Origin of the sequence: Nocardiopsis flavescens, from assembly GCF_900141985.1 — a bacterium.
Lineage (GTDB): Bacteria > Actinomycetota > Actinomycetes > Streptosporangiales > Streptosporangiaceae > Nocardiopsis > Nocardiopsis flavescens.
Genome location: NZ_FQZK01000009.1, coordinates 64005 through 77560 on the forward strand (window position 1 = coordinate 64005; position 13556 = coordinate 77560).

The following is a 13556-nucleotide window of genomic DNA, read 5'->3' on the forward strand; positions in this document are numbered from 1 at the left end:
TGCGGCGCCCTCGGGGGACGGGGATCTGCGGCACGGAGGGCACGAACGACGGGGAAACCCGCGCGTGCTGGAGATCCTAGGTGAAGTTCTCGCGGAGTGCGCGCTCGAGATGTCCGAGCGCGGGGCTGGTGACCACAATTGCGCCGCACAATTCCTTCGCCGGAGCACGACGTCGGTCGACGTTCGCATGCCCGACTTTCTCATTTTTGTCCGTAAAAAGCACTTATGACCCGCCGTCCTGGCCGGGACTCGGCGCGGGGCGGCGGGCCGCGGCGGCCCTCAGGGACTCAGTCGTCCCAGAACGCGCTGCCCTCCTTGGCGGGCTGCTCCTCCGCCTTGGCCCCGGACTTGGCGGTGCCGCGCCCGGTCGCCTTGGTGGTCTTGCGCGCGGTGGTCCCGCCGGAGGCCTTGGTCCCGGTATGCCGGGGACGCGCCGTGACCTGGCTCTTGGTGATGGGCTCGGACGGGACGGCGGGACGCGGCTTGTCGCCGGAGCGGATGCTCAGCGCCTCCTCCTCCACCCGGAGCATCTGCTTGACATCGCCGGGCACCTCCGGCAGCCGCTCCGAGCGCAGGTGGGCGCCCAGGACCTCCAGGGCGTGCTCGCTCAGCAGGCGGCGGGCCCGCTCGGCCTTGACCCCGCTCAGCTCCTCCAGTTCGGGCAGTGCCCGCTCGCGCAGCAGGCGCAGCACGGAGGCCAGCCGCTCGCGGGTCTTGCGGTCGGTCATCGACATGACGGTGATCTCGGCCTCGGCCAGGAACCCGTCGGCGGAGTCGTCGGAGTCGCGCTCGGAGATGAACGCGCTGGTGAGCCTGCGGGCCGATGCCCGGGACGCCTCGCGGACGTCGTTCCTGCGCAGCAGGCGGGCCTGGACGCCGGTCACGACGACGCTGGTGGCCAGGCTGATCACGGCGCCGATCAGGATGAGGAGGATCGGGTTCTCTAGGAGGGCTGGCACGGTTCGAATGACCTTTCCGGGCGGGGGTCCGCACGGTGGGGAGTCAGGGAGTGTGCGGGGCGGGGGCCGGGTGGTGGGTGACTATTCGGTACGGGAGGGGTGCTTGTCAAGTGGCGCCGCGGGCACGCGGCGCGACCGCGACGGCGTCGTCGCAGGTGGGCCGTGAGGGTTGTTCCCCCCTGTGTGGGATCTATCCCGCCAGGTATTTGTTCACGGCCTCGGGGGAGAGGATCTCCTCGGCGACCATGGCGGCGCAGCCGCGCACGCCGGCGTCGTCCCAGAGGCTGCTGGCCACCACCCGCAGCTGCCGGGTGGCCAGCGCGGTGCACCGCTGGAACACCATCTCGCGCACGCCCGCCACGAGGTGGTCGTAGGCCTCGGACAGGTCGCCGCCGAGCACGACGACCTCGGGGTTGAGCAGGTTCACCGCCCCGGCGAGCGCCTCGCCCAGGCGCCGCCCGGCCCCGCGGACGAGGGTGACGGCGACGGGGTCCCCCGCGGCGGCCAGGGCCACCAGCTCCTTGACCCCGGAGACCTCGCGCCCCTCCTCCGCGGCGAGTTCGAGCAGCCGCGGCCCGCCCGCCACGGCCTCCAGGCAGTCGGTGTTGCCGCAGCGGCAGGGCAGGCCCTGGCCGTCGCGGACGGGGATGTGGCCGATCTCCCCGGCGGCGCCCAGGGACCCGCGCAGCAGGCGTCCGCCGGAGATCAGCCCGGCGCCGATCCCGGTGGACACCTTGACGAAGACCATGTCGGAGGGGTGCCCGTGCCCGCCCGCCAGGTGCTCGCCCAGGGCCATCACGTTCACGTCGTTGTCGACCATGACGGGGACGGGGAAGCGCTCGGCGACCAGCGGCGCCAGCGGCACGCCCGCCCACTTGCCGAGCAGGGGGCGGTCGTCGGCGCGCCCGGCGTGGAACTCCACGGTGCCGGGGAGCCCGATGCCCGCGCCGCGCACCTCGGAGGGGGCGCGGTCCAGGGAGGCGAGCTGCTCGGACCAGGTCTCCAGCAGCCAGGGGACGGTGGCGTCGGGGCCGGAGGCGATGTCGGGGGAGCCGGGGGTGCGGACGAGGATCTCACCGGCCAGGTCGCAGACGGCGGCCTGGCTGCGCGCCATGCCCAGGGCGGCGGTGAGCAGCAGCCCGTTGTCGGCGTTGAACTCCAGCAGCGACGGGGGGCGCCCGCCGGTGGAGGTGCTGCCGGTGCCCTCGACCACCAGGCCGCTGTCGACGAGTTCGGCCAGGCGCAGGGCGACGGAGGGGCGGGACAGGCCGGTGGCGCGGGAGAGCTCGGACCGGTTGGTCGCCGTCCCGGTGCGGATGAGCTCCAGGATGTGGCCGCTCGTGGTGGCAGCGGAGGACAGGCGTCCCGGGGTTCTGGCCATAGCTCATTCAACCACTCAGTCAGGTTTCCGAACATGGGATCTTATGTAAAGAAGTGTTCGGAAGTGTGCTTGGTTTTTTACCATATCCGGCCTTAAGGTCGAAAGGGACGAACGGACCACGCTTCAGGGGAAACCCCCGCACCCGGCGTACCCCGCACCCTCCGCAGTCCCTTCCGTCATTCCCCGCCACGCTGGAGCACTCCGACATGCCGCAGCAGTCCGCGCCCCGCCCCACCGACCTGGTGGTCTTCGGCGGCACCGGCGACCTGTCCATGCGCAAACTCCTGCCCTCCCTCTACCTCCTGGACCGCGACGGCCACCTCGACCCGGGGACCCGTGTCATCGCCGTCTCCCGCGACGGCCTCACCGACGCCGACCTGCGCGGCAAGGCCGAGGCCGCGGTCCAGGGCCACCGGGCCGTCCGCGTCGCCGAGCCCGCCGTGCTGCGCCGCTTCCTGGGCCGCCTCTCCCACATCACCGTGGACGTCGGCGGCGACGCCTCCGGCTGGGCCGACCTGGCCGCCTCCCTGGCCGGCCCCCCGGAGCCCGGCCGCGACCGCGTCTTCTACCTGGCCGTTCCGCCGATGATCTCCGGCGCCATCTGCCGCGGCCTGGCCGACGCCGGGCTGGTCACCCCGGACTCCCGGGTCGTCATGGAGAAGCCCCTGGGCCGCGACCTCGCCTCCGCGCGGGCCGTCAACGCCGAGGTCGGCGAGATCTTCTCCGAGGAGCAGACCTACCGGATCGACCACTACCTGGGGAAGGAGACGGTGCAGAACCTCCTGGTGCTGCGCTTCGCCAACGTCTTCCTCGAACCCCTGTGGAACTCCCGGTGGATCGACCACGTCCAGATCACCGCCGCCGAGACCGTCGGCGTCGGCGGCCGCAGGGGCTACTACGACACCGCCGGGGCCATGCGCGACATGGTCCAGAACCACCTGCTCCAGCTGCTGTGCCTGACCGCCATGGAGCCCCCCGCCAGCTACGGCCGCGAGGCCGTGCGCGACGAGAAGCTCAAGGTCCTCCAGGCCCTTGAACCGCTCACCGGGGACCGCGTGCGCCAGGACACCGCGCGCGGACGCTACGGGCGCGGCACCGTCCAGGGCTCGGAGGTGCTCGGGTACCTGGAGGAGCCGGGCGGACCCGCCGACGGCACCACCGAGACCTACGTCGCCCTGCGGGCCGAGATCGCCAACTGGCGCTGGGCGGGCGTGCCCTTCTACCTGCGCACCGGCAAGCGCATGGACCGCGCCCGCTCCGAGATCGTGGTGCGCTTCCGCGACGTCCCGCACACCATCTTCCCGGGGGCCGCCACCGGCGGCGGCAGCCTCGTCATCCGCCTCCAGCCGGACGAGGGCATCCACCTCACCATGCTGGCCAAGGTCCCCGGCGCGGGCGCGCTGCGGCTGCGGCCGGTCCCGCTGGAGCTGAGCTTCGCCGACACGTTCGCCACCCGCTCGCCCGAGGCCTACGAGCGGCTGCTCATGGACGTGCTGGCCGCGGACTCCACCCTGTTCATGCGCCGCGACGAGGTCGAGGCGGCCTGGCGCTGGACGGACCCCGTCATCGCCGCCTGGGCCGACCCGGACCTCGTCCCCGAGACCTATCCGGCCGGAAGCGCCGGCCCCGCGGGCGCCGACCGGCTCATCGGCCGCACCGGCCGCACGTGGTACGAAGAGGAGCAACCCCGATGACCGCGCACGCCCCCGCCGTCCACCCCGTCGTCGCCGAGGTCACCCGCGGCCTTGCCGAGCGCAGCGCGGCCTCCCGCGCCGCCTACCTGGAACGGGTCCGCTCCGCCGTCGACCCGGCCCGGCCCGCCCGCACGGCCCTGGGCTGTGCCAACCTCGCCCACGGGTTCGCGGCCTGCGGCGTCTCCGACAAGCTCGCCCTGGCCGGGGACGTCACCCCCAACCTGGCGATCGTCTCGTCCTACAACGACATGCTCTCCGCGCACCAGCCGCTGGAGGCCTACCCCGCGATCATCAAGGCCGCCGTCGCCGAAGCGGGCGGCACCGCCCAGTTCGCGGGCGGGGTGCCCGCCATGTGCGACGGCGTCACGCAGGGCCGGGCGGGGATGGAGCTGTCCCTGTTCAGCCGGGACGTCATCGCGATGGCCACCGCGGTCGCGCTCTCCCACGACATGTTCGACGGCGCGCTCATGCTCGGCGTCTGCGACAAGATCGTGCCCGGCCTGCTCATCGGCTCCCTGTCGTTCGGCCACCTGCCGGTGGCCTTCGTCCCGGCCGGCCCGATGCCCTCGGGCCTGCCCAACAAGGACAAGGCACGGGTGCGCCAGCGCTTCGCCGAGGGCAGGGCCGACCGGCGCGAACTCCTCCAGGCCGAGTCGTCCGCCTACCACTCGCCGGGCACCTGCACGTTCTACGGCACCGCCAACTCCAACCAGATGCTCATGGAGGTCATGGGCCTGCACCTGCCCGGGGCCAGCTTCGAGCAGCCGGGGACGCCGATGCGCGAGGCGCTCACCGCGGAGGTCGGCCGCCGCGTCCTGGCCAACACCGGCCTGGGCGACTCCCCCGTCCCCCTGGGCGAGCAGGTCGACGAGCGCGCGGTCGTCAACGCCGTGGTTTCCCTGCTCGCCACCGGCGGCTCCACCAACCACACCCTGCACCTGGTGGCGATCGCCCGTGCCGCCGGGATCGATCTGACCTGGGACGACTTCGCCGCCCTGTCGGAGGTCGTGCCGCTGCTCACCCGCATGTACCCCAACGGCGCCGCCGACGTGAACGCCTTCCACGAGGCGGGCGGCATGGCCTTCCTCATCGGCTCCCTGCTGGACGCCGGGCTGCTGCACGAGGACGTGCACACCGTCATGGGGCGCGGACTGAGCGCCTACCGCCAGGTCCCGCAGCTGAACGACGGCGTCCTGACCTGGGTGGACGGCCCCAAGGAGAGCGGGGACACCTCCGTGCTGCGCGGCGCCGGCGACCCGTTCGCCCCCGACGGCGGCCTGCGGATGCTCCACGGCAACCTGGGCCGGGCCGTCATCAAGGTGTCGGCGGTGGACGCCTCCCGGCACGTGGTGGAGGCCCCCGCGCGGGTCTTCGCCGACCAGGCCGAACTCCAGGCCGCCTTCACCGCGGGGGAGCTGACCGGCGACTTCGTCGCCGTGGTCCGCTTCCAGGGCCCGCGCGCCAACGGCATGCCCGAACTCCACAAGCTCACCCCGCCGCTGGCCGTCCTCCAGGACCGCGGTCAGCAGGTCGCCCTGGTGACCGACGGCCGCATGTCGGGTGCCTCGGGCAAGGTGCCCGCCGCCATCCACGTGTCCCCCGAGGCCGAGGCCGGGGGGCCGCTGGCCTACGTCCGCGACGGCGACACCGTCCGCCTCGACGCCCGTGCGGGCACACTGGAGGTGCTCGCCGACCTGTCCGGGCGCGAGCCCGCCCGGCCGAGCGTCGACTCCTCCGCGGGGACCGGACGGGAGCTGTTCGCCGCCCTGCGCGGAGCCGTCGGCCCCGCCGAGGCCGGCGCCGGGGTCTTCGGCCACTGACCGCGATCGAACAGGAGAACCTCCCCATGACGACGACACCCCGTACGGGCGGCGACGTCCTCGCCCTGGCCCCGGTGATGCCGGTGGTCGTCCTGCACGACGCGGAGGCGGCCGTGCCGCTGGCCCGCGCCCTGGTGGCGGGCGGCCTGCCCGGCATCGAGGTGACGCTGCGCACGCCCGCCGCGCTCGACGCCATCGAGCGGATCGCCGCCGAGGTCCCCGAGGCCGCGGTCGGCGCGGGCACCGTGGTCACGCCCGACCAGGCCGAGGCCGCCGCAGAGGCGGGCGCCCGGTTCCTGGTCAGCCCCGGCTGCACCGCCACCCTGGCCGACGCCATGGCCGGCACCGGACTGCCGTTCCTGCCCGGGGTGTCCACGGTGTCGGAGGCGCTGGCGCTGCTGGAGCGCGGTGTCACCGAGCTGAAGTTCTTCCCGGCCGAGGCCGCGGGCGGCGCCGGGTTCCTGAAGTCCCTCACGGGGCCGCTGCCGCAGGTGCGGTTCTGCCCGACCGGCGGCATCACGCCCGCCTCGGCGCCGTCCTACCTGGCGCTGCCCAACGTGGGCTGCGTGGGCGGCAGCTGGCTGACCCCGGCCGACGCGGTCGCCGCCGGGGACTGGGACCGGATCACCGGGCTGGCGCGGGAGGCCGCCGCGCTCTGACGGCCCGCGTGCGACGCCCGCCCCCGCCGCGCGGGGGCGGGCGTCCTGCTTTCCGGGTCCGGGCCGCGGGTCCGGGCGTCGCGCGTTCCGCGGTGAGACCGTGCGTTCCGCGGTGAGGACGCGCGGCCGGGTGTCGCGCGTCCCCGCCGCCGCGGGGCCGGGCGTCCTGTGTTCCGGACCGGGGCCGCGGGGGCGGGTGCCGCGCGCTTCGGGCTCAGGCCGCGCGGCCGGGTGTTCCGGGTTCAGGCGGCGGGCATCCGGAAGTAGATCATCGGGTTGCGGGTGCTGTCGCGCACGGGCTCGTCCAGCCCCAGTTCCTCGCGCAGCTCCAGCAGCGCGGTGTAGGGGGCGGGGGCGCGCCTGCGGGAGACGGTGAGGTACTCCGTGCCCGTCCGGCGCAGCCACGACAGCACGACGGCGCCCTCGGTCAGGGGCAGCGCCCGCCTGCCGTGGAACACGTCGTGGACGCTCACGGGGGTGCCCGCCGCGACCCGGGGGAAGAGCTCGGCCAGGTACCAGCGCGCGAACCGGGCGTTGTGGGCGGCGTCCACGAACAGGTAGCCGATGTCGCCGGGGACCTCGCCGAGGTTCTCCCGCACGTCGCCCCGGTGGAACCGCCAGCGCCCCTCGGACAGGGACGCGGGGACGTTGGACACCACGTTGTCGACGATGTCGAAGGAGTGCAGGGTGCCCGTCCCGTTGTCGCGCAGCGCCGACAGGATCCAGGTGGTGGACCAGCCGTGGAAGGTGCCCAGCTCCATGACGGTCCCGGGCCGGGTCTCCCGCAGCAGCAGGTAGGTGATCTCGGCCTCCAGGTCGTCCAGCTGGGGCGTGAGCCTCCCCCGGGTCTCCCGCAGGAACTCGCGCTGCGCCTTGCGCACCTGTGCCAGCGGCTCGCGGTACTTCCGGTACAGGTCGCCGACCAGTGACAGGTCGATGCTGGCTTCCCCCATGGCCGTCCCCTTGTCGTTCACCGGCGCCCGGTCACCGCGTGTGAGGGCGCGCCCCCAGTATCCAACGGAGCGGCGCGCGCCGCCGCGTCCCGTCCTCCCGGCGATTCCGTACGTATTCACCGCCCGTCCCTCCCGGCGGGCCGGTCAGGCGGGCGGGGCCGACGGGCGGACCGTCAGGCGGGCGGGGCCGCGGGGGACCCGGCGTGCCCGACGGGTTTGGCCGGGCAGCCCACCAGGTGGTCGTCCACCACCCCTGCGGACTGGAGGTAGGAGTAGACGATGGTGGTGCCGACGAAGGAGAAGCCGCGCTTCTTCAGGTCCCTGCTCACCCGGTCCGACAGCGGCGTGCTCGCCGGGACCTGCGCCGGTTCGGTGAAGTGGTTGACCAGGGGCGTGTCCTCGGTCCAGGACCACAGGTAGGTGGCGAACGTGCCGTACTCTTCGCGGACCTCCAGGAACGCCCGGGCGTTGCGGGCCAGCGAGGCGACCTTGAGCCGGTTGCGGATGATCCCGGGCTCGGCCAGCAGCTCCTTCTCCCGCTCCGCGCCGTAGGCGGCGATCCTGGTGTAGTCGAACCCGTCCAGCAGGGCGCGGTAGTTCTCGCGCTTGTTGAGCACCGTGGCCCAGGAGAGCCCCGCCTGCGCGCCCTCCAGCACGAGCATCTCGAACAGGTGGGAGTCGTCGCGCGAGGGGCGTCCCCACTCGGTGTCGTGGTAGGCGGTCATCGCCTCGGACGCGTTCCGCGCCCAGGCGCAGCGCCGGTCGGTCATGGGTGCCCTGCCCTTCTCGTGGGTCTGTTCCGGTCCTGGGGCCGCCCGGGGGCTCCCGGGACGCCCGGCCCCGCGGCGCCCCGGCTCGGGCGCGACGCCGCCCGCCGCGGGCCATCGTCCCCTCCCGCACGGACGTTCGGCCGGGTTCCCGGCCCGCGTGCCCGCCCCCGCACCACCGGTGCCCTCGCCCGCGGCCCGGTAGCGCGCGGCGCCGGTCTCGGCAGCCCCTCCCGCCCGGCGTCCGGCCGGGTTTCCGACCCGCGTGCCCGGGGATACGGTGGCAGCCTTCGCCCCACGGCGGTCCGGCCGCACGCGGGCCCCCGGCCGCGGCGCGTCCCGTGAACGGGACCGGACCGCGGCGGTGCCGCGGCGGCCCGGCCGCCGCCCCCGCCCGGAAAGAGGTGCGCCATCATTCCACGTCCCCTGCCCGCCCGTGCGGAGGAGCTGTTCGACGCGTTCCGTGCCCCGGCACGGCTGGTCGCCCACTGCGCCCTGGTGCACGACACCGCCGCCGACCTCCTCGACCGCCTCCTCTCCGACCACCCCGGCCTGCCGCTGGACGCACCGGCGGTGCTCTTCGGGGCGGCCGTGCACGACATCGGCAAGACCGTCCACCCCGAGGAGCTCACCGGTCCGGGGAACCGGCACGAGGAGGCCGGACGGCGCCTCCTCCTCGACCACGGCGTCCCCGAGCACCTCGCCCGCTTCTGCGCCACCCACGGCGACTGGGCGGCCCCGGACCGCACCCTGGAGGACCTCGCGGTCACGCTCGCCGACAAGGTGTGGAAGGGCGCCCGCGTCGGCGACCTCGAAACCCTGGTGGCGCGCCGGATCGCCGCCGCCGCGGACCTCGCCGCGTGGGAGGCGTACGCCTCCCTGGACGACCACCTCACCGCACTGGCCGAGGCCGCCGACCCGCGCCTCGCCCACCAGAACTCCCACCCCCTCACCCCCCGCGCGGGGGAGCCGTCCTGACCGCGCCGGTTCGCGCTGTGGGCGCAGGCCTTCACCGCTCCGGAGGGGCTTCCCACCCGGCCCTGCACGCCTCCTGCGCGGGGAGCCGTCGTGACGGCCCCCGCCCCGCCCTCACTCCCGGGTCGGCCCCCGGCCTCCACCGCACAGGATGGGCCCGCGGGGCCGTGGACGGCCCGAGCCTTCTCACACGGTCACCGCTCTCATCCCGCCCGGTCCCCGTGCCAGGACCGCCACAGCGCCGAGTACGGCCCGCCCGCGTCGACCAGGTCGTCGTGCGAACCCGACTCGGTGATGCCGCCGTCCTCCACCACCGCGATCCGGTCGGCGTCGTGGGCGGTGTGCAGCCGGTGCGCGATCGCGATCACCGTTCGCCCGGCCAGCACCGCCGCCAGCGAGCGCTCCGCCTGCCGGGCCGTGGTCGGGTCCAGCAGCGAGGTCGCCTCGTCCAGCACCACCGTGCGCGGGTCGGCCAGCACCACCCGGGCCAACGCCACCTGCTGGGCCCGGGCGGGGTCCAGTGCGACCCCGCCCGGGCCCAGTGGTGTGTCCAGACCGAGCGGCAGCCCGGCCGCCCAGCCGGCGTCCACCGCCTCCAGTGCCGCCGCCAGGACGTCGTCCCCGGCCTCCTCCGCCGCGATCGCCAGGTTCTCGCGCAGCGTCCCCGCGAACACGTGGTGCTCCTGGCTCACCAGCACGATCCGCTCGCGCAGCTCCCGCGGTCCCAGGTCCGCGACCGGCACACCGCCCACCAGCACCCGTCCCGAACGCGGTGTGTCCACCCCCGCCAGCAGCCGGCCCAGCGTGGTCTTGCCCGCCCCCGAAGGCCCCACGACCGCCCACCGCTCGCCCGGCCGCACCGTCAGCGTGATCCCGCGCAGCACGTCCCGCCCGTCCACGTAGGCGTAGTGGACGTCGCGCACCTCGATCCGGTCGTCCACCGGCACCGGGCCCGGCGGAGGCGGTGCCGCGGCGGCCGACCCCACCCCGAACACTCGGGCGAACGAGGCCCCACTGCGCTGGAGCAGTTCGATCCAGACCATGATCCACCCGGCGCCGTCCTGCACCCGCAGCATGTACAGGCAGCAGGTCACCACCACGCCCAGGTCCGCCCGGCCGTCCAGGTACAGCAGCCCGCCGACCAGCAGCACCACCACCGCAGGCAGCGCGAACGCGAGGTCCGTGACCGGGTACAGCACCGACCGCAGGTACAGGGTGCGCCGCCGCGCCCGGTACACCTCCACCGCGTCGAGGTCCGCCCGCTCCACCCGCCGCGCGCCCAGCGCGAACGCCTCCACGGTGCGTCCGCCCCGCACGGTCTCCGTCACTCCTTCCACCGACGCGGAGGTGGCCGTGCCCTCCGCGAGGTAGGCGTTCCGCGACCGGCGCAGGTACCAGCGCACCGCCAGCCAGGCCGGCGGCACCCCCAGCAGCACGGCCGCCCCCATCGGCGGGCTGAGCCAGAACACCGCGGCGAGCAGGAAGAGGATGCGCAGCGCGGACGGCACGATGTCGGGCACCGCCGTCCGCAGCGTCGCTCCGGCGGTGGCGACGTCCGCCGTCACCCGGGTGGTGAGGTCACCGGTCCCGGACCGCTCCACCACCCGGGTCGGCAGCGCCAGCACCCGGTCGACGAACTCCTCCCGCAGCCGTGCCAGCGCACGCTCCCCGAACCGGAAGGCGCTCAGCCTGGCGTACCGGTTGAGCAGCAGTGTGGCCAGTGCGCTCCCCACGGCGGCCAGCGCCAGCCCGTCCACCGCCGCGACCGTCGCGGTGCCCTCCTCCAGCAGGTCGACGATCCGTCCCACCAGGTAGGGGGACACCAGGCCGACCGCGGCGGCGGTGCCGCCGAGCAGCACCATCCGCAGCAGCGGACCGCGTTCGGCCTCCATCAGCCTGCGCAGCTCCCACCGCACCCGGCGGCGCCCCGCCACGGGCAGCGTCCCCGTCCCGCTCACCGGCCACCCCGCTCTTCGGTCCCTGCTCCGTCCCCACGGCGCCCGTCGCCCCGGCCGTCCTGCCCGCCGGTCCCCGCCCCGCCCGCGGTGCGGTCCCCGGGCGGGAGGTCTCCTCCCGGTACCGTCCCCGGGCCGCCCCGGCGGTGTTCCCCGGCGGGCGGCCGCCCGCCCCGGCCCGCCCCTGCGGCAGCCGCCGCACCGTCCCGACCGCCCGGCCCGCCGGTACCTGTACCGGGACGTTGCGGTGTGCGCCATTCGCTTTGTGCCGTTTCCGCGTTTCCCGCCGTGGGCGTACCGCCCGGCTCGTCCTGCCCGATGTCCCTGCCCGCTGTTTCTGCCGGTCGTTCCCGGTGCGGTGCCGTCTCCACGGCTCCCGCGGCGTGCCCACCGCCCGGCCCGCCGGTACCCGTACCGGGGCGTTGCGGTGTGCGCTCCCCTCCCTCGTCGGCGCCGCGCAGCACCAGTGCCCGGTAGTCGGCCCGCTCCGCCACCAGCTCCGCGTGCGTGCCCTCCGCGGCCACCCGGCCGCCGACCAGGAACAGCACCCGGTCCGCGCGGTCCGCCACCAGCGGTGAGGCCGTCACGACCAGCGTGGTCCCGCCGCGCCGTTCGGTGCGCAGCCGCTCCGCGATCGCGGCCTCGGTGTGCGCGTCCACCGCCGAGGTCGGCTCCACCAGGATCAGCACCTCCGGATCGGCCAGCACCGCGCGGGCCAACCGGATCCGTTGGCGCTGCCCGCCCGACAGGTCGCGTCCCTGCGACTCCACCCGCGCGTCGAGCCCTTCCGGCAGGGCCTCGGCCACGTCCGCAGCGGCGGCGGTGCGCAGCGCCAGGTCGACCTCGACCCCGCTCCGCTCTCCGCGCACGTCCACGACCTCGCGCAGCGTCCCCGCGAACAGGTGCGCGTCGTTGTCCGACACCAGGATCCGCGCGCGCACCACCGCCGGATCCACCTCCCGCAGTGCCGTCCCGCCCCAGGTCACCGCCGAGCCGACCCGGCCGCCGAGCCGGTCCGCCACCAGCGCCGCCGCGGCCGGGTCGGTGGCCACCAGCACCGTCAGCGCCCCCGTCGCCACCCGCGCCCCCGACTCCGGGTCGGCCAGGTCTCCCGGCCCCGTCGGCGGTGGCGCCTCCCCGCCCCCGTGCCGCTCCGGCTCCACCCGCAGCAGCGCCAGCAGGCGCAGCAGCGACACGTGCCCCCGGCTGAAGTCCGTGGCCGCCTCCACCAGGAAGGCCACCGGCACGATCAGCGCCGCCACGTACCCGTACACCGCCACGGTCTCGCCCGCTGTGAGCTCGCCGGCCACCGCCAGCCGGGCCGCGATCCAGGTGACCACCGCCGTGAACACCAGCGGCGCGCACTGGCTGACCTCCTCGAACCAGCTGGTCACCGATCCCAGCCGGTACCCGTCGCGCACCAGCTCCCCGGACCGCTCGCGGTACCGCCGTGCGAACCGCTCCTTGCCGCCGATCCCGCACAGCACCCGCAGCCCGGACACGATGTCGGCGGCCAGGGTGGTGACCTCCCCCTCCCGGTCCCGGTAGGTGTTCTGCCGGGTGTGCATCCGCCGCAGCAGCGGGGCCAGCACCAGCGCGGTCACCGGCAGCCCGAGGACCACCACCAGCGCCAGCACCGGCGCGAAACCCCACAGAACCACGACCACGGCGACGCATCCCAGCACGCTGCCCACCCCGGGGCCGAACAGGGTGAGGATCTGCCCGATGCGCCCCACGTCCGCGGACTGCACCACCGACAGGTCGCCCGAGGAGGATCCCCGGGCCAGCGGAGTCCCCGCCCGGACGGCGTGCCGGGCCAGCGTCCGCGTGCAGTGCAGGGAGGCGTGCGCCCGGACCATCGTCATGGTGCGGTGCCGCATGATCGAGGCGAGTGCGGTGAGCGCCAGCACCCCGGCGAACGTCCCTGTCCACCCCAGCAGCGCGTCCCGGTCGCCCGCCCGCAGACCCTCGTCGACGGCCCGGGAGAGGAGGTAGGGCGGGACCAGCACGCCGGTCATCCACGCGATGCCCCAGAAGGAGCCGAGTGCGACCCGCCGCGGCTGTGCCCGCACCAGCCACCAGAGGAAGCGCACCGGCCCCCGGGTGTCGGGGACCCCCACGTGCGCCGGAGAGGGGCGGTCGGCCTCCGGGAGCGGCCGACCGGGTGTTCCGCTCATGGGCGGTCGGGAGGATGGGACGTCGGTCTCCGCCATGGGGCACCTCGTTCCAGGGGCTTTCCACCATCAAAGCAGTGCCCCCGTGCCGCGGGAAGGCACTTCGTTCTTCTGTGGAAAACCCCTGTCCGGGCTGCGGAGAATCCCCCTTTTTTCCTGTGATACCCGGAATGCACTTTCGCACCACAGGTCACGCCTTTTACGGAAAAGCGGTGCTAC

10 protein-coding genes are annotated in these 13556 nt (G+C 74.8%); 4 read left to right on the forward strand and 6 right to left on the reverse strand.

Annotated elements, in window-relative coordinates:
* Positions 1-287 precede the first annotated feature (287 nt).
* Both BUE45_RS15970 and BUE45_RS15975 read right to left on the reverse strand, forming a co-directional pair.
* Positions 288-959: a hypothetical protein gene (locus tag BUE45_RS15970; RefSeq protein WP_073380131.1), complete on the reverse strand. Its 672-nt coding sequence runs from the start codon at positions 957-959 to the stop codon at positions 288-290.
* Positions 960-1149: 190 nt separating this feature from the next.
* On the reverse strand, positions 1150-2340 hold the full coding sequence (locus BUE45_RS15975) for an ROK family transcriptional regulator (RefSeq protein ID WP_073380132.1): 1191 nt from the start codon (positions 2338-2340) through the stop codon (positions 1150-1152).
* 206 nt (positions 2341-2546) lie between these two features.
* Here BUE45_RS15975 and zwf point away from each other — a divergent pair, with 206 nt between their 5' ends.
* From zwf to eda, 3 genes are read left to right on the forward strand one after another with little or no spacing between them, the layout of a single operon-like run.
* Entirely contained in the window at positions 2547-4034 is a 1488-nt protein-coding gene (gene zwf, locus BUE45_RS15980; protein ID WP_073380133.1) for a glucose-6-phosphate dehydrogenase, read from the forward strand.
* The gene (edd, locus tag BUE45_RS15985; protein WP_073380134.1) at positions 4031-5854 is read left to right on the forward strand and encodes a phosphogluconate dehydratase; all 1824 of its coding nucleotides are present in this window, start codon (positions 4031-4033) and stop codon (positions 5852-5854) included. Before zwf ends, edd begins: the two co-directional genes overlap by 4 nt.
* A gap of 26 nt (positions 5855-5880) precedes the next feature.
* Entirely contained in the window at positions 5881-6513 is a 633-nt protein-coding gene (gene eda, locus BUE45_RS15990) for a bifunctional 4-hydroxy-2-oxoglutarate aldolase/2-dehydro-3-deoxy-phosphogluconate aldolase (protein WP_073380135.1), read from the forward strand.
* Between the two features lie 242 nt (positions 6514-6755).
* Here the strand turns inward: eda and BUE45_RS15995 are convergent, their stop codons facing one another.
* Positions 6756-7466 carry a class I SAM-dependent methyltransferase gene (locus BUE45_RS15995; protein WP_073380136.1) on the reverse strand — a complete coding sequence of 237 codons (711 nt, stop codon included), beginning with the start codon at positions 7464-7466 and terminating at the stop codon, positions 6756-6758.
* Positions 7467-7639: 173 nt separating this feature from the next.
* Positions 7640-8236, reverse strand: a complete 597-nt coding sequence (locus BUE45_RS16000) for a DNA-3-methyladenine glycosylase I (RefSeq protein ID WP_073380137.1) — start codon at positions 8234-8236, stop codon at positions 7640-7642.
* Between the two features lie 495 nt (positions 8237-8731).
* On the opposite strand from BUE45_RS16000, the gene BUE45_RS16005 reads away from it, so the two are divergent.
* Entirely contained in the window at positions 8732-9211 is a 480-nt protein-coding gene (locus BUE45_RS16005) for an HD domain-containing protein (RefSeq protein ID WP_245833266.1), read from the forward strand.
* Positions 9212-9411: 200 nt separating this feature from the next.
* Here the strand turns inward: BUE45_RS16005 and BUE45_RS16010 are convergent, their stop codons facing one another.
* Together BUE45_RS16010 and BUE45_RS16015 are read right to left on the reverse strand one after the other, a co-directional pair.
* The gene (locus tag BUE45_RS16010) at positions 9412-11166 is read right to left on the reverse strand and encodes an ABC transporter ATP-binding protein (RefSeq protein ID WP_342746026.1); all 1755 of its coding nucleotides are present in this window, start codon (positions 11164-11166) and stop codon (positions 9412-9414) included.
* Positions 11163-13340: an ABC transporter transmembrane domain-containing protein gene (locus BUE45_RS16015; RefSeq protein WP_143173378.1), complete on the reverse strand. Its 2178-nt coding sequence runs from the start codon at positions 13338-13340 to the stop codon at positions 11163-11165. The genes BUE45_RS16010 and BUE45_RS16015 overlap by 4 nt, the downstream gene beginning before the upstream one ends.
* Positions 13341-13556: the final 216 nt, after the last annotated feature.